Source organism: Aquabacterium humicola (genome assembly GCF_030167915.1).
In the GTDB taxonomy this organism is placed as follows: Bacteria; Pseudomonadota; Gammaproteobacteria; order Burkholderiales; family Burkholderiaceae_C; genus Pseudaquabacterium; species Pseudaquabacterium humicola.
This window is the reverse complement of record NZ_JARGNB010000005.1, coordinates 108,427-123,850: the sequence shown is the minus strand read 5'-3', so window position 1 is coordinate 123,850 and position 15,424 is coordinate 108,427. Positions and strand designations below refer to the sequence as shown.

13 protein-coding genes are annotated in these 15,424 nt (G+C 68.7%); 8 read left to right on the top strand and 5 right to left on the bottom strand.

Annotated elements, in window-relative coordinates; genetic code table 11:
* Positions 1-9: 9 nt before the first annotated feature.
* The gene (locus P1K89_RS21790) at positions 10-501 is read right to left on the bottom strand and encodes a GFA family protein (protein ID WP_284618630.1); all 492 of its coding nucleotides are present in this window, start codon (positions 499-501) and stop codon (positions 10-12) included.
* A 63-nt stretch (positions 502-564) separates the two neighbouring features.
* Between P1K89_RS21790 and P1K89_RS21785 the strand changes: the two genes are divergently transcribed.
* Entirely contained in the window at positions 565-1,224 is a 660-nt protein-coding gene (locus P1K89_RS21785; RefSeq protein ID WP_284618629.1) for a tRNA-uridine aminocarboxypropyltransferase, read from the top strand.
* 26 nt (positions 1,225-1,250) lie between these two features.
* Here the strand turns inward: P1K89_RS21785 and pepF are convergent, their stop codons facing one another.
* Complete coding sequence (gene pepF / locus P1K89_RS21780) at positions 1,251-3,053, bottom strand: oligoendopeptidase F (protein ID WP_284618628.1); 1,803 nt, start codon at positions 3,051-3,053, stop codon at positions 1,251-1,253.
* Between the two features lie 265 nt (positions 3,054-3,318).
* Here pepF and P1K89_RS21775 point away from each other — a divergent pair, with 265 nt between their 5' ends.
* Positions 3,319-4,881 carry a toll/interleukin-1 receptor domain-containing protein gene (locus tag P1K89_RS21775; protein ID WP_284618627.1) on the top strand — a complete coding sequence of 521 codons (1,563 nt, stop codon included), beginning with the start codon at positions 3,319-3,321 and terminating at the stop codon, positions 4,879-4,881.
* A 73-nt stretch (positions 4,882-4,954) separates the two neighbouring features.
* On the opposite strand, the gene ggt is transcribed toward P1K89_RS21775, so the two are convergent.
* On the bottom strand, positions 4,955-6,865 hold the full coding sequence (gene ggt / locus P1K89_RS21770; protein ID WP_284618626.1) for a gamma-glutamyltransferase: 1,911 nt from the start codon (positions 6,863-6,865) through the stop codon (positions 4,955-4,957).
* Between the two features lie 200 nt (positions 6,866-7,065).
* On the opposite strand from ggt, the gene P1K89_RS21765 reads away from it, so the two are divergent.
* The 6 genes from P1K89_RS21765 to P1K89_RS21740 all read left to right on the top strand — a co-directional run bounded on the left by P1K89_RS21765 (position 7,066) and on the right by P1K89_RS21740 (position 12,495).
* A complete protein-coding gene (locus P1K89_RS21765) occupies positions 7,066-7,641 on the top strand; it encodes a YdeI/OmpD-associated family protein (RefSeq protein WP_284618625.1) in 576 nt (191 codons plus the stop codon).
* Between the two features lie 485 nt (positions 7,642-8,126).
* Positions 8,127-9,197: an alpha/beta fold hydrolase gene (locus P1K89_RS21760; protein ID WP_284618624.1), complete on the top strand. Its 1,071-nt coding sequence runs from the start codon at positions 8,127-8,129 to the stop codon at positions 9,195-9,197.
* 120 nt (positions 9,198-9,317) lie between these two features.
* Positions 9,318-9,776: a PaaI family thioesterase gene (locus P1K89_RS21755; protein WP_284618623.1), complete on the top strand. Its 459-nt coding sequence runs from the start codon at positions 9,318-9,320 to the stop codon at positions 9,774-9,776.
* A 4-nt stretch (positions 9,777-9,780) separates the two neighbouring features.
* Entirely contained in the window at positions 9,781-10,779 is a 999-nt protein-coding gene (locus P1K89_RS21750; RefSeq protein WP_284618622.1) for an NADPH:quinone oxidoreductase family protein, read from the top strand.
* A gap of 138 nt (positions 10,780-10,917) precedes the next feature.
* Positions 10,918-11,166, top strand: coding sequence for a pyridoxal-dependent decarboxylase (locus tag P1K89_RS21745; RefSeq protein WP_284618621.1), 249 nt, complete (start codon positions 10,918-10,920; stop codon positions 11,164-11,166).
* A gap of 738 nt (positions 11,167-11,904) precedes the next feature.
* Positions 11,905-12,495: an NADPH-dependent FMN reductase gene (locus tag P1K89_RS21740; RefSeq protein WP_284618620.1), complete on the top strand. Its 591-nt coding sequence runs from the start codon at positions 11,905-11,907 to the stop codon at positions 12,493-12,495.
* Between the two features lie 297 nt (positions 12,496-12,792).
* Here P1K89_RS21740 and P1K89_RS21735 read toward each other — a convergent pair whose 3' ends face one another.
* Both P1K89_RS21735 and P1K89_RS21730 read right to left on the bottom strand, forming a co-directional pair.
* Positions 12,793-14,055: a lanthionine synthetase C family protein gene (locus tag P1K89_RS21735; protein ID WP_284618619.1), complete on the bottom strand. Its 1,263-nt coding sequence runs from the start codon at positions 14,053-14,055 to the stop codon at positions 12,793-12,795.
* 41 nt (positions 14,056-14,096) lie between these two features.
* Entirely contained in the window at positions 14,097-15,422 is a 1,326-nt protein-coding gene (locus P1K89_RS21730; protein ID WP_284618618.1) for an aminotransferase class V-fold PLP-dependent enzyme, read from the bottom strand.
* Positions 15,423-15,424 lie beyond the last annotated feature (2 nt).

Genomic DNA, 15,424 nt, shown 5'->3' with positions numbered 1-15,424 from the left:
GCTCGAACATCAGTCCAGGTCGCCCGCGACGAACGGATTCCCGGCTTCGTACTCGGCCCGGGTCTTGCGGCGGTGCTCGCCGGCCAGCCGGGCGCAGGCCATCGCCCGGTCCACGTAGATCTCGGACCGCAGCGGCCAGGCGCGGGCCGCGTCGAAGAGGCCCGGCATCAGCTCGTAGGTGCGCGGCTGGCCGCCTTCCTCGACATCGTTGAACCACAGGTGCGAGCCGCAGCGCGCACAGAAGGCGCGTTCGGCGAACGAGGACGACCGGTAGCGCGTGACCTCACCCGTGACGGTGACTGCGCAAGCGTCCGCGTTGAAGCACAGGAACAGGCCCCCCGACCAGCGCTGGCACATGCGGCAGTGGCAGGCACCCACGCGCGGGTCGTGTTCGCCGGCGACCGTGATCGACACGGCGCCGCAGAGGCAATGCCCGGTCAGCGCGGCCGGCGGTGGGGTCGTGGCAGGCGCGGTGTCGGATGCGGTGCTCGGTGCTTGCATGGTCATGCCTTCTTCGAGGGTGAGGCCGATTCTGGCGCCGCTTCGCTGTGCCACGATGCCGGAGTGAACGCTCCCGCCACCCCCGGCCGCGCGACCTGCGCGCGCTGCCTGCGCCCGCAGCCGACCTGCCTGTGCGCGCTGGTGCGGCCCACGGCCCACCGCACCGAGGTGCTGGTGCTGCAGCATCCGCAGGAACAGCGCCAGGCGAAGAACAGCGTGGCGCTGCTGCGCCTGTCGCTGGCGCACTGCGAGGTGGTGGTTGGCGAGCGCTTCGCGCCCGAGGCGCTGCAGGGGCTGCTGCATCCCCCCGGCCGGCAGACGCGGCTGCTCTACCCGGACGTGCCGGCCGCGCCCGCGCCGCCGGACGTGGCACCGGAGGCGCCACCGGCGGCAGACGGGTCGCTGCGGCTGGTGGTCATCGACGCCACCTGGCGCAAGAGCCTGCGCATGCTGCTCGAGCACCCGGCGCTGGCCGCGCTGCCGCGGCTGTCATTGGACGCGCCGGCGCCGACCCGCTATCGCGCGATCAGAGCGGCCCGGCGGGCCGACCAGGTCTCGACGCTGGAAGCCACCGTGCAGGCGCTGGCGATGCTGGAGGGGCCGGGCTTCGACGCCGCCCCGCTGCTGGACGCCTTCGGATGTTTCGTCGCCGGCGTGGCCGCGCGGCAGCGGCGGGTTGAGGCCCCCACGTCGCTTCGCTCCTGCCCCCCGAGGGGTCGCTAGCCGCCTTGGGGCGGCCCGGCGGCGGCTCAGTCGAACGAGCGCTCCAGCTCGTCGATCAGCCGGCCCACGTGAGCCACCGCGTCGTGGATCGGCTGCGGCGAGCGCATGTCGATGCCGGCCAGCTGCATCAGGTCCAGCGGCGGCCGCGTGCCGCCGGCCTTCAGCACCTCGAGCCAGCGCTGCACGGCGACGGGGCCTTCCTGCTCGACCCGCAGCGCCATCGCCGTCGACGCCACCAGCCCCACCGAGTAGGTGTAGGGGTACAGGCCCATGTAGTAGTGGGGCTGGCGCATCCAGGTCATGCGCGCGCCCTCGTCGATTTCCACCGTGTCGCCCCAGAACGCCGACAGGATGCGGCCCTTGCGTTCGTTGAGCACCGCCGCGGTGATCGAGCCGCCGCCCTCGGCCAGTGCAATCACCTGGCGCTGCAGCTCGGCTTCGAGCAGGTGGGTGACGAAGTTGTGGTGGTAGGTGCCCAGCACCTGCATGATGACCGAGCGCCGCAGGCGCGTCTCCTGGCTCCTGGCGAGGATGTGCTGCGCCAGCAGCATCTCGTTCATGATCGACGGCGCCTCGACGAAGGGCATCGCGCAGCGCATGTTCGTGTAGCGCTGGTGCTTCATCGCCAGGCCGAAGTGCCCGCCGTGGCCGAGCTCGTGCGCCAGCGTGAAGACGTTGCGCATCGTGTCCGACCAGGTGATCAGGATGTACGGATGCACGCCGTAGGGTGACGCGCAGAACGCGCCCGACGACTTGCCGATGTTGTCTGCCCGGTCGACCCAGCGCTGCTGCATCGTCTTGCGTGCGAAGTCGCAGTACTCGGGCCCCATCACCTGCAGCGCCTCGAGGATCAGCGCGCAGCCGTCCGCGTACGACATGCGCGGATTGAAGTCCGGGTCCAGCGGCGCCTTGATGTCGCAGTACAGCAGCGAGTCCAGGCCCAGCACCCGGCGCCGCAGCCGCGCATAACGCTGCATGTGGGGGGCCAGCCCGGTCTGGATGATGTCGAGGATGCTGGTGTAGACCGCGTGCGGGATCTTGTGCGGCTGCAGCAGGAACTCTTCGGTGCTGCGGTAGTTGCGCAGCCGCGCCATCGCCACGTTCTTGTTGACCTCGGTCGCGAAGGTGGCCGCCCAGGTGTGGTTGTAGGCCTTCAGCCCGGCGCTGAACGACGCCCACGCGCCGCGGCGCACGCTGGCATCGGCGTGGCTCTCGTAGTTCGACTCGAAGCCGTTGACCGAATTGGCGTAGACGGTGCCGGCGGCGTCGGTGAACGGCGCGAAGTGCAGGTCGCTGGACTTCGACCGGCTGTAGACCGTGTAGGGCGCGTCCAGCACCTGGCCCAGCGCGGCGAGGGCCCGCTCGGTGTCGGCATGCAGCCGATGCGGACGCAGCTGCAGCAGGTCGTCCAGCAGCGTCTTGAAGTCCGCCAGCCCCGGCTCGTCGGCCATGAAGCGCTGCAGCAGGCCGTCCGGAAAGGCCAGGATCTCGGACTCGACGAAGCTGGTGTCGGCCTCGAACCGCGCCTCCAGCGCCGACACCCCCGCCACCGCCGCCTGGTGCTGCGCATCGGTGCCGTCCTGCGCATTGCGCAGGTGCGCGAACGTGTCCACGCGCATCAGCCGCACCTGCACGGCCTCCACCGCGTTCAGGCAGGCCAGCAGCGTGGCGGCGTCCTGGCCCAGCCGGCCCTGGTACGCGGTGAGCGCCTGGCGGGCGTCGTCGATGGCCTGGACCTCGGCGGCCCAGGTGGCGTCATCGGGGAACAGGTCGTTGAGGTCCCAGGTGGTCTCGACGGGGACTTCGGCGCGGGAGAGGCGGGTGTGCATGCTGTCGTGGCTTCCGTTGCGTATGGCGTGGCATTCTCCAGCGTCAGGTGAAGGCGACCGGGGAAGGGCTCGCGCTGGATGAACGCCTTCAGGCTTGCCTGCGCCGCGGTTATGCGCGGTTGCTCTTGCTCTGGACCGCGCAGTGCTGAGCGCTCGTCCGTTCGGTAGTTGAGACTGCAGGTTGACATAGCGGGACGGGATAGGCAGCCTCGACCTTCCAGAGTTCCCCGGGTTCGCCCGGTCGCCGCGTGTCCTGGAGGTGTGCATGCCCACGACGCTAAACCTGTTCATCAGCTACGCGCGCGAGGACGAGATCATCGCCAACGCGGTCCGCGCGGCGCTAGCAAACGCGCTACCGACGCCGCCCGCTTTCGTCGACATGGACAAGTACACGATCGAGGTGGGTGCAGATTTTTCGGCTGAGATCAAGAAGAAGCTCAACCGTGCACACGTACTGGTGCTCGTGCACACCGCGCGCCCCAAAGAAAGCTTCGGATGGACCGGCCAAGAACTGGGTTACTTCAGGGCTCAGCAAGAGATAACACCGAAGCTCGACGAAATCGAACGGCGCATCGTCTTTGTGTCGCTAGCCGAGGATGTGCCTCCAGGCACAGAGATGCTAAACGGCATTCGCATCACGATCTCCTCGAAGGACCTCGACCTGACCAAGGAGGAGTATGCGAACCGCCTTCGAGTCACGGACGACGACACCTTCGTGCAGTTCCTCAACCAGATGCAAGGCGTCGTCGAGGAGATCTGGAGGCGTGACAACTACCCGGGCGTACCGCCCACCCGTGAGCGAGATCACGCCGAGTTCGCGAAGGACATGTACGTCGAGATCTTCGGCAACCTGAAGGCCAGTGTCGACGTCAATCGATCCACGCGGCCTCAGAAGCAACTGACCATCGACACCTCGGACACTGATCTGGACGCCCATCTGCCCGACCTTCCTCCGTCGGCCCAGTTGACTCCGGGTTCCGCGGGGGGACTAGGCATCTTCGGACTTCCCGAGGCGAGCCTTACTTGGACGGACTTTTGCGCGCAAACGCAGGGTCGTAAGAACGGGAGCGTGTGGACCGGCGCGATCCGGGCCGTCGTGACGTCGACGCTTCCCAACCAGGTGTCGGTCGACAACGGGCAGGTCATCTTTGCCCATGACGACGGGAAGATGTATCGTGTAATTTTGACGAGCGGCCTGCGCTACTTTGACGGCAGGCGCCGGTTCACGATCTACTTGGTCGAGGGCCTCGCGCGCACAGAGTTCGGTCGCGAGGAAACGAGCCTGCTTCTGAAGGGCCTTGAACTGGTCTGCCGCTACCGCTTCATGTTCCTCGAGGCAGACAGTCCGTTCGTCTACGAGAACATCGAGGTAACCCGCGACGAGGATCTCCACGACCGCGCCGCCAGCGTGATGCGCGAACTCGACTGGCTGAAGCGCGACGCGAGGCAAGCACGACTCGACGACACCGTTGTGTGGGCGCGGATGCTGAGGGGCTATGACCTCGTAAAGAAGATGGCGAAAGCCTATGGCGAGAACGAGCCTGCAGTCATCGCCGCCGCGAATGCGGTCCTCCGGTCCCGCACGGAGCCGCTGAAACTTCCGGAATTGAGAGCCCAGCTTGCGGGGGCAATTCGCGCCCTGGCGGAGGCGACCGACGACATCAATCGCAGGATGATGGTCCGGCTTATGGGCGTGCTGAAACGCTACATCGATGAGGAGAAGGCCAAGGTTCGGCCGGTGGAGGATCCGCAGGCGACAACGGATGGGGGGCCGCTATCGCCGAAGCAGTCCTCCACGCCGTCGTCCATGCAAACCCGGCCTTCTTAGGTGCCACCATCGACAGAGATCGAGATCGAGATCGAGATCAACCGCCGCAGTCTCCGCGTCCGCCTGACCGGCGCTACTTGCCTTGCGGCCGCGGCAATCCGATCACCGTGCCTTCGCGCCGCTTGTCGGCCCCGCCGTACTGCTTGCCCGTCTGACGGTCGAGGATCACCGCCTGCACCGAGCCGATCTCCGACGGCGTCAAGGTGTAGCCGAGCGCGCCCAGGGCATCCAGGCTCGCCTGCGGGAAGCCGGGTTCGATCGCGATGCCCGAGCCCGTGCCGGTGATGGAGATGCGCGGCGCATCGATGGCTTCCTGCAGCCCCATCTTGTGGTCGATGAGGTTGAGGGTGACGTTGAGCACCGAGTTGATGATGGTCGCGCCCCCCGGCGAGCCGTAGGCCACCAGCGGCTGGCCATCGGGCGAGAAGATCATCGTCGGATTCATGCTGCTGCGCGGCCGCTTGTTCGGCTGCACGTCGTTGAACCCCGGCGAGCCGGTGTAGGGGTTGGTGGTGGGCGCGGTGTTGAAGTCGGTGAGCTCGTTGTTCAGCAGGAAGCCGTGGCTCCTGAACGAACCATCGGCCCGTTTGTAGCCCGCGAAGACGCCGATGCCGTAGCCCGACTCGATGGTGTTGGTGTACGTGACCAGGTTGCCCCACTTGTCCACCACGACGAAGTGCGTGGTCGTCTCGCCGGGGCCGGTGACCGGCTCGGCCACCGCCAGGCGCGGGGAGGGGCCGGCCTTCGCGCTGTCGTAGAGCCGCGGGTCGCCGGCGGCCGGGTTGGGGAAGATGCGCGTGCCGGGCACGATGGCGGCGCCGCGCTGGCCGACGTAGGTGGGATGCAGCAGGCCCTTGGCGGGCACGGGCACGAAGTCGGCATCGCCCATCCACACCGCGCGGTCGGAGAACGCGATGCGCATCGCATCGGCCATCACGTTCAGCGTCTTGGCCGAACCGAAGCCATAACCCAGGCTCGCGTCGCCGATCGGGAAGCGCTCCAGCATCTTGAGCATCTGGATCATCGTGAGGCCGCCGGAGCTGGGTGGCGACATCGACTTGATGGTGTAGCCGCGGTAGGTGCCGACGATGGGCTCGCGAATGACGGCGTTGTAGTTCTCGAGGTCGGCGTAGCTCATGCTGCCGCCCTTGCCGCCGGGCGCCTGCGGCCGGTTGAACTTCTGGCCCTCGACGATGCCGGTGGCGATGTCGCAGCCCTTCTCGGGCATCAGCTTGTAGAAGCAGTCGGGGCCGTTGGCGGCGATGAGCCGGAAGGTGTCGGCCAGCGGCTTGTTGGTCACCAGCGCACCCGCCGGCACGGGCGCGCCGCCGGGACAGAAGTAGTCCTTGACCTCGGGCGAGTTCGCCGAGCGTGCCGTGGCGCCGCAGCCGATCGAAGAGGAGAAGCGCGGTGTCGCGGCGAAGCCCTGGTCGGCCAGCCGGATGGCGGGCTGCAGCACATCGGCCAGCGACAGCCGGCCCCATTGCTCGATGGCCATCGCGGTGCCGCGCACCATGCCCGGCACGCCGACCGCCACGCCCTGCAGCGAGCTGTTCGGCACGCCGACGAACATCGTCGGCGTGGCGCCGGCCGGCGCCTTCTCGCGCGTCTCGACCACGAAGGTGCGGTTCTCGGCGGCCAGGTGGATCATCATGAAACCACCGCCGCCAATGCCGGCGGACTGCGGCTCCACCACGTTCAGCGCGTAGGCAATGGCCACGGCCGCGTCGATGGCATTGCCGCCGCGCTCGAGTACCTGCGCGCCGGCCTCGGCGCCATAGGGATTGGCCACCGACACCACGCCCTGCCGGAAGGCCTTGCCGGCCCAGCTGGGCGGCGTGCCCTTGCCCTTGGTGGATGCGGGCACCGGCGAGATCACACCGAGGGTTTCGTCGCCCTCGTCGGCGTGCACCGGCGCCATCGCCATGCAGGCGATCAACGTGGCACAGCGGATGGCGGTCAGCGTGTGGGCAGTGCGGGCCATGGGGTGGGGAGGTGAGGGTGGGGGTCGGGCCATTACAGGGCTGCAGCCGGGGCAGGGCATTGGTGCCTTCCCTAGACCGGGCGCAGCCATTGCGCGGCACTGCAAGCCCGCCGGGCAGGCCAGGCGCACGCGGCCCGCGTTGCGGCACACTCGATGCGATGCCGGCCCTCCCGTCCACCCGTCAGGCCACGTCGGCCCCGATGTTGTTCAAGAACGCCCAGGCCTTCGAGCGCTGGCTGAAGACGCACCACGCCACCTCCGACGGCCTGTGGCTGAAGATCGCCAAGCGGGGCGCCGACGAACCGAGCGTGACCTATCCCGAGGCGGTGGAGATCGCGCTCTGCTGGGGCTGGATCGACGGCCAGAAGAAAGGCCTCGACGACCAGCACTTCCTGCAGCGCTTCACGCCGCGGCGCGCGCGCAGCGTGTGGTCGAAGATCAACGTCGACAAGGTGGCCGCGCTCATCGAGGTGGGCCGCATGCAGGCGCCGGGCTACGCACAGATCGAGGCCGCCAAGGCCGACGGACGCTGGGCCAAGGCCTACGACGGCGCCCGCACGTCCGCGGTGCCCGAGGACCTGCTGGCGGCGCTGGAAGCCGAGCCGAAAGCGAAGGCCTTCTTCGCGACCATCAACGCGGCCAATCGCTACGCGGTGTTGTGGCGCATCCAGACCGCCGTGAAACCCGAGACGCGCGCCAGACGCATCGAACAACTGGTGGCAATGCTGGCGCGCGGGGAGGTGATTCACATCTTCAAGCCCAAGGAGAAGGCGTGAGCATGGGGCGCGTGCGGGGCCTGGTGGCCAGCGGCTGATGAAACGGTGCTGGGGTGGCGATACGGCCCCAGTGACGTGTTAGCTGCACCGCAGCGGATCGAGCTTCAGGTCAAGGCTGAAGCCGGTTGCTCACGAATGGCCGAGTGACGGCAGCGACGATCACGGTCCTTCGATGAACAGACGCTTGATCGACCGCTTCAACTTCGCGTCACCGGTCACCTGACGCTGGCCGCCCTTGTTGGACGAATCGCGAACGACTGCTTGCGCCTGAAGTGAAGGGCCGTTCCCGACCCATTGCTGCCGGTGGACCAGGTCAGGACCGGTCGTTGGCCGACGTGCGTGTCGGCCAACGTGCCGACACCGGTCTAATCTGGCGCTCTCGTGTGAGGCGGCTTTGGCAGTAAAGTCGAGTGGAAGACTGGGCGCAGAAACACTGCGGCGATGAGTCGGCCCGGCGAACGGGTGGTGGGCCAGGAAGGAACTCTATGGGCCATGCGCGCGACATCGAGTTCGTCTCGTCTCGGGACGGGGTCCAGCTCGCCACCGCGCGCTACGGCGCGGGCCCGACGTTGATCAAGGCGGCAACGTGGCTTACGCACATCGAACGTGCCGCGCCCGGAACGATCCAGCAGGCGTTGATCGACGAGTTCGCTCCTCGATTCAGTTACGTCGAATACGACACGCGCGGCTGCGGCCTGTCGCAGCGCCGGGTGGACGAACTTTCCTTCGAGGCCTGGGTGCACGACCTGGAAGCGGTGGCGGACGCACACGGCCGCGAGCCGTTCACGCTGCTGGGATTCACTTGTGCAGCCGGCATCGCGGTCGAATACGCGGCCAGGCATCCCGAGCGCGTGAGCCGGCTGATCCTGTTCGGCGGGTTTGCGACCTCGTATCACAGCACCAGCCATCCCGATCCGGCAATTCGCCGCGAAGGCGACCTGATGATCGAGCTGGCCGAGCTGGGTTGGGGAAACAGCTCGCCCGCGTTCCGGCAGGTCTTCGTCTCGCGTTTCCTGCCCGCTGCCACGCAGGCGCAGTGGATGGCCTTCGACGAGAAGCAGCGCACGACCGCGACGCCCGACGTGGCGGTGCGCTACCTTCGGGCGATGTACGGCATGAACGTCAAGGAGGCGGCCGCGCGGGTGCGCTGCCCGACGCTGGTGCTGCATCCGAAGGATGACGAGATGGTCAGGTTCGAGCAGGGACGACGTCTTGCATCGCTCATTCCAGGCGCGCGCTTCGTGCCGCTGGAGGGTCGCAACCACATCCCGTTCCCCGACGAGCCGGCCTGGGAAGGCTTTGTGCGGGAGACCCGGCGCTTTCTCGGCACGAACGACGAGCCGGCCGGGCGCGCTGAGATCCGCTTGACCGAACGCCAGCTGGAGGTGCTGCGCCGGATCTCGCTCGGCCAGTCCGACAAGCAGATCGCTGCGGCGCTCGGCCTCAGCCCGCGCACCGTGGAGATGCACGCGGCTCGAGCCCTGCAGGCGCTCGGCTGCCGAACCCGCGCCGAGGCGGTGGGACGCGCATCCGAGCGCCGAATGCTCGCGACCTGACGCTTCACCGCCCTACCGGGATGCCCCGGTATCCACCAGAACGGCTACCGTAGTCGGCCGACTGTCGCTCGCGCGGCGACCCGTCGCAGACTCGCGGCACGGAGACTGCGGAGAACAAACATGGACGGACGCCCGCTGCAGGATGTGCGGAAGGTCCAGTGCTACGGATGCGGTGCGCTGAATGCGCACGGGATGCAGATCAAGAGCCACTGGGACGGCGGCGACGAACTGGTGTGCAACTGGCAGCCGCAGCCGTATCACATCGGTCATCCGGGCGTCGTCTACGGAGGAACGATCGCGTCGGTGGTCGATTGCCACGCGGTCTGGACCGCCCTGGCAACCCGCTGTCGCGATGAAGGCATCGACCTGGCGCAGGGTGCCCTGCCCTTTGCGGTGGTGACCGGCCGCCTCAGCGTGAGCTTTCTCAAGCCGGCCGTCATCGACCAGCCGCTGGAGCTGCGGGCGAAGGTGGTCGAGGCGGGGCCGCGTCGGGCCACCGTCGCGTGCCGCGTGCTGCAGCAGGGCAGCGAATGCGCAACTGCCGAGGTGGTGACGGTGTGCGTCGCCGCCATGGGGTGACCCGATGAGGGCGATCCTTTGCGCCGGCTTCGCCGCCGAACCGCAACTGCAGCTCGGCGAGACGACGGCCCCCACGCCCGGACGGCATGACGTCGAGGTCGCGGTACATGCCGCCGCGGTCAGCTTCATGGACTTGCTGATGGCCCAGGGGCGTTACCAGATGCGGCCGGAACTTCCCTACGTGCCCGGCACCGATGCGGCCGGCGTGGTCGTGTCGGTAGGTGCCGAGGTCACGCGCTTTCACGTCGGCGATCGCGTTGCCTGCGGCAACTGGCACGGCGCATGGGCCGAGAGGATGGTGGCCCCGGAAAGCAGCACGGTGCCTCTGCCGGCGGGCGTCGACTTCCAAACGGCAGCTGCTGTTCGCTACGCCTACGGGACGGCGCGTTATGCACTCGTCACGCAGGCCCGTCTGCAGGCCGGCGAAACGCTGTTCGTGACAGGAGCGGCCGGCGGCGTTGGGCTGGCTGCTGTCGACCTGGGCCGCCATCTCGGCGCACGGGTGATTGCTGGCGTGGGTTCGCGCAACAAGGCTGCTGTCGTGCGCGACCGCGGCGCCGAGCACGTGATCTTCTACACCGAGGAAGACCTGCGCGAGCGCATCCGGTCGCTGAACGGCGACCGCGGTGTGGATGTGTGCCTCGATCACGTCGGCGGTGACGTGTTCGCCGCCATGGCACGCTCGATGGCCTGGGGCGGCCGCCTGGTGCCCTTGGGCTTCGCCTGCGGGCAGATCCCAAGCGTCGCGGCCAACCTGCCATTGCTGAAGAACTACTCGGTCGTCGGCGCCTACTGGGGCGCATGGGCTGAGCGCCATCCGCGCGAGAGTGCCGCGGCCGACGAAGTACTGATGCGCCTGGTGGGGACCGGAGAGTTGCGCCCGCACGTCGGATGCACGATGTCCTGGGAGGAATTCGGCGTCGCGCTGGAGCTTCTGCGCCGTCGCGAGGCCCAGGGCCGCGTCGTGCTGCAGGTGCTGCAGCCGGGTCAGCCGCTGGAGTGAGGAAGCGACGATGACCGTCTCAGATGGATGCAACGCGGCGCTCACCGTGGGATTGAAGACAATGATGGCCCGCTCGGGTGCGGCGCTCGACGAGTACCTCCGGTTCCGGCACACCGATGCGCTGCAGGACGCCGAACGGTGGCGCCCCTGCGCGAAGCCATGGCTGAGGACCAGGGGGCGCGGCTGCTGCCAGTGGCCGCCGTCGCCACGACGGGCACCATCAGCACCGGCGCGATCAACCCACTGCGCGCCATCGGCGGGATAGCGCGCGAGCACGGCGTGTGGTTTCACGTCGACGGCGCCTATGGATTACCCCGTTTGCTGGACGGGCTGGCGGATCCGGCCATCGTGGACCAGCACAAGCGGCTCGGGCCTCCGTCGGCGTGACGGCCACCTACGTCCGGGATCGGGACCTGCTGCGGCGTGCGCTCATCCAGGACCCGGCAGACTAGCTCGTGGGCGCCGTCGAGTGGGCCGTCTTCGAGCCGGCGCTGCCCCGGTGGTCGAGCGATGATTTCGAAGTCCCGTACTAAGACCTCGGCGTGGAGCCGAGTTCCCCGTCGCGTGGCGTGGTGGTCTGGGCGCTGCTGAAGGAAATCGGCATCGGCGGGCTGCGCCGGCGCGTGCTGCGCCACAACTACGGGCTGCGTACGTCGCAGAAGTGGCGCGCTCGCATCCAAACCTCGAACTGCTGCTCGAGCCGAACGACAGGTCAGCGCCGGTGAACTCGAGAGCTACGACGCCATCTTCAGTTCGCCGGCCCAGTCCCCACGGCCGGATGCCACGCTGGGCTCGTCAGTCCGCTTATGGCCGGGCCGAGCCGAAGTGGAGCTCAAACTGACCGCCGTAAACCAGTCATCCAAGGCGGGCCAGAAGGGGAAGTTGTGAGCGGATCGCCAGGGGCCGGTTATGGCCGAGACGCGTCCCTCGCTTTGCGAGAGCACTTGGAGCAGCGAGCCCAGTGTCCAGGTCACATCCACCCGCCGGCCGGCGCGGCGCCCAAGGACAGCCCGCGTGCAGGCACGTCGGCGATGTACAGCGGCCGAGGCCAGAGCCGGCGACTGTGCGCCACGCCGGCCGACTGCGTGCACGGCTAGACTGAATGTACGCACGACGGAGCGCGAGATGGTCGACAAGATCCTGGTGTTCTACGGTTCCTACCGGTCCGACCGCATGGGCATTCGCCTGGCGGACTTCATCGTCGACGGGCTGCGGCAGCGTGGCGCCGAGCCCCAACTGGTCGACGCGAAGGCGCTCAACCTGCCGATGCTGGACCGCATGTACAAGGAGTACCCGCCCGGAACTGCGCCCCAGGCGCTGGAGACCCTGGCTCGCGAAATCAAGGGGGCCGACGCCTTCGTCTTCGTGACGGGCGAATACAACTGGGGGCCCCAGCCGGGCTTGAAGAACCTCACCGACCACTTCCTGGAGGAGTGGTTCTGGCGGCCGGCCGCGATTGCCAGCTATTCCGCCGGGCGCTTCTCGGGTGTGCGCTCGGGCACCCTCTGGCACGGCATCCTCAGCGAGATGGGAATGGTGGTGGTGTCGAGCACGCTGGCGGTGGGTCCGATCGCCCAAACGCTTGACGCCGCTGGCCAGCCGGTCGGCGCCTCGGGCGAGTCGCTGCGCAAGGCCTTCAGCCGCTTCGCCGACGACTTGGCCTGGTGGACCGAGGCGGCGCGAGCGCAGCGGGCGCGCCAGGCGCCGCCGTACTGAGGCTTCGGGGCAGCGGCAACCCCTTGCCAGCCCTCTGTGCTTCTACGGAAAGCGCTCTCTCGTGGCGGACCGCTCCTGGCCGGGACGTTCCACTCGACTCGCCGCCATGTAGCGGCCGTTCGACGACCGCGCCGGCAGGATGTCGGGCGCGACCGCGCTCCACATCTCGGCGTCAGGCCCATCCTCGGACGAGGTCACTCCATGATCGACCCGTCCTGCCCGGAGGAGTCTGAGTGTCGATAGGTGGGCATTTGAACTGTCTGTCGATCGGATCGGGCCCGCCAGCGTGGCTTTGATCTACGCCTTGGCGCTGGCGGCGGACATGCCGGTCACCGGCGCCGCGAAGAAGACATCCAGCGTCGGAAACTGCGCCCGCTCGCGCAGGCAATCCCACAGGAAGATCGCCAGGCCGACGTCTCCCGTCCACAGTGAATGCCGCAACCGGCCGACGCGGGCGGTCTCGTCCTCGAACTGGGCGATGGCGTGCATCGCGAACGCGCGGGCCCGCTCGCGCCAGCGCGGCTCCCGCGTGCGGGCGAGCAGCACCAGGAACGCATAGCCGTTGCCGGCCGTGCCGTGGCACAGGTTGGAGCCCTTGGCGAGCGGGCCCGCGGCCCAGGTGGCCTCGCCGGCCGCGGTCAGCAGCGCATCGAGCGCGTGGCCCGGCAGATCGGCCAGGCAGATGACGAAGCCGGGCGCACCGTGGCAATACTGCATCAGCCACTTCTGCGGCGTTCCGGGCGGCTCGTCGATCTGGCAGGGCCAGGTCGCGCGGCCGTCGTCGCGGACGGCTGTATGGGCCACCGTCGTCTCGATGCAGGCCTGCCATTGCAGCCAGTCGGCCTCGGGCAGCAGGTGGCGGCCCAGCAGCAGTGCGCGCGCGGTGGCGACGAAGCCGTGCACGGCGTCGATGTAGCGCGACTGGCGGCCGTACAGGTCCTGCGTCCAGTAGTGGCAGGCATGGCGCTGCGACCACTGCAGTTGTTCGCGCAGCCGTTGCGCGATGCGCCGGAAGAGAGCGGCCCAGCGCGCGTCGCCGCTCGCGCCGTGCATCATCGCGGCGGCCAGCAGCGAGCCGGGTGAGCCCCACATCAGTTCGCGCGCCGGATGATCGATGTTGCGCTCGATCAGCGCGGCGATCGTGTCGGCACGCACGGCCCTGAGCGGCCCGGTCGGCGCGTGGCCCCAGGCCATCATCTCGAACGGCAGGTCGCCCATCAGCCAGCTGCCGGTGTTGTCGCCGGGCATGGCGGCCACAGCGGCGCGGTTGCGTTGACGCAGCGGGTCGAGGTATGGCGCGAACGACGGGCTCTTCGCGGCGCCGGCCGCGCGCAGCCAGTCCAGCGCCCAGATCACGCCGGCCGCCCCGTAGTAGAGGTTGGTGACCGGCGCGTCGGGATCCTCGCCCGATTCGACGTCGCGCGGGTGCACGGGCCACAGCCCGTCGGGCGTGAACGCTGCCACCGTCTCGTCGACGATGCGCGCGATCGTGGCGCGCACGCGTGCTTCGTCCCACGCCATCGTGCGCAGCGGTTCATGGCGGGCAGGGTCGTGCAGCATCGTCGTGTTCCCAGGGTTGTCCGGCGCCATGGCAGGGCAGGTCAGTGCAGCGCGCAGTGGTCGTCGATCGCCTCGGCGAAGCGCTGAATGTCGCCGAGCTCGTTGTAGACCTGCGTGGCCACCCGGGCCCACAGGCGCCCGGCGCGGGCGAAGAGGGACAGTTCGATGCGGCGCTCGAAGAACAGCCAGTCCTTCAGGCGCTCCGCCGCGGCGCGGTCGCTGCCGAGTTGCGCCGGCAGTGGAACCGCGGCCATGCAGCCCACCATGCTCTCGGGTGTGCGCCAGGGCAGCCCCCAGCGTTCGCCGAGCATCCGGGCCGCCTGCCATGCGAGGCCGTGGTTGTGCTCGCGCATCGCCTCGGTGCCCAGGAACCCGGTGATGAAGGCGATGCCGTCGGGCGCACACAGAAAGGGTGTGGGGTCGCGCGTGCCGGTCCATTCGAACTCCTGGTGCCAGCCGACATCGAGCCCCCAGGAAATCACGTTCGGGTGCAGGCCCTCGCGCCGGCTCGGGCCCGCCCACAGCACGCCGCAGGCACGCGGTGCGAAGGCCCACTTGTGCAGGTTGGCCACGTACCAATCGACGCCGAGCATCGGGATGTCGACGTGGATCGCCCCCGGTGCGTGGGCGCCGTCGGCCAGCACCGGCACCCCCTGCTCGCGACACAGCGCCGCCATCTGCGCCAGCGGCATCACCAGCGCCGTCTCGGAGCTGATGTGGTCGAGGATGGCGATGCGCGTGCGGGGCGTGAGGGCCGCGGCGAGCGCCGCGATGCAGGTCGATGGATCGGCGACGGGAAAAGGCAGCGGCACCGTCACCACCCGCGCACCGTGCTGGCGTGCCACGAAGTCCGCGGTGCGAACGACCGCCCCGTAGGCGCTGTCGAACAGCACGATCTGATCGCCCGGCTGCAGGCGCAGCGAGCGCAGCACCGCATTGACACCGCTGCTGGCGTTGTCGACGAACACGATGTCGTCGCCACTTGCCCCGAGGAACGCGCCGACCTGGTTGGCAGCGCTTCGAAGCAATGTCGGCTGCGAGGGTGGCTGCGCCGCGAGGCTCATCAGCTCGCGGCCGAGAAAACGCGCCGGGTGGCGTTCGATCCTCTCGCGCAGCGCCTGCTGAGCCGCCATGACGCGCTTGGGCGTGACGCCGAAGGTGCCGTGGTTGAGGTACACGTCGGCCGGGTCGAGGGCCCAGTGCTGAAGCATTTCACGTCCGAAGCGCACGCCAGGATCCTTCGCAGCGACTTGATCGGCGCACAGGCTAACAAACGCCCCGCGCGGCAACCAGTGAAACAAGCGACAGGCCGGCTTGCAGGCCTGCGGCAACACGCCTGAAGCGGCACCGGCGAAGAATCTCCGCATCC

What these genes read in the sequence shown, in the direction of transcription:
- P1K89_RS21790 (WP_284618630.1), bottom strand. Translation starts at nt 501, where the DNA reads ATGCAAGCACCGAGCACCGCATCCGACACCGCGCCTGCCACGACCCCA.
- pepF (WP_284618628.1), bottom strand. Translation starts at nt 3,053, where the DNA reads ATGCACACCCGCCTCTCCCGCGCCGAAGTCCCCGTCGAGACCACCTGG.
- P1K89_RS21775 (WP_284618627.1), top strand. Translation starts at nt 3,319, where the DNA reads ATGCCCACGACGCTAAACCTGTTCATCAGCTACGCGCGCGAGGACGAG.
- ggt (WP_284618626.1), bottom strand. Translation starts at nt 6,865, where the DNA reads ATGGCCCGCACTGCCCACACGCTGACCGCCATCCGCTGTGCCACGTTG.
- P1K89_RS21765 (WP_284618625.1), top strand. Translation starts at nt 7,066, where the DNA reads ATGTTGTTCAAGAACGCCCAGGCCTTCGAGCGCTGGCTGAAGACGCAC.
- P1K89_RS21760 (WP_284618624.1), top strand. Translation starts at nt 8,127, where the DNA reads ATGGGCCATGCGCGCGACATCGAGTTCGTCTCGTCTCGGGACGGGGTC.
- P1K89_RS21755 (WP_284618623.1), top strand. Translation starts at nt 9,318, where the DNA reads ATGGACGGACGCCCGCTGCAGGATGTGCGGAAGGTCCAGTGCTACGGA.
- P1K89_RS21750 (WP_284618622.1), top strand. Translation starts at nt 9,781, where the DNA reads ATGAGGGCGATCCTTTGCGCCGGCTTCGCCGCCGAACCGCAACTGCAG.
- P1K89_RS21740 (WP_284618620.1), top strand. Translation starts at nt 11,905, where the DNA reads ATGGTCGACAAGATCCTGGTGTTCTACGGTTCCTACCGGTCCGACCGC.
- P1K89_RS21735 (WP_284618619.1), bottom strand. Translation starts at nt 14,055, where the DNA reads ATGCTGCACGACCCTGCCCGCCATGAACCGCTGCGCACGATGGCGTGG.
- P1K89_RS21730 (WP_284618618.1), bottom strand. Translation starts at nt 15,422, where the DNA reads ATGCGGAGATTCTTCGCCGGTGCCGCTTCAGGCGTGTTGCCGCAGGCC.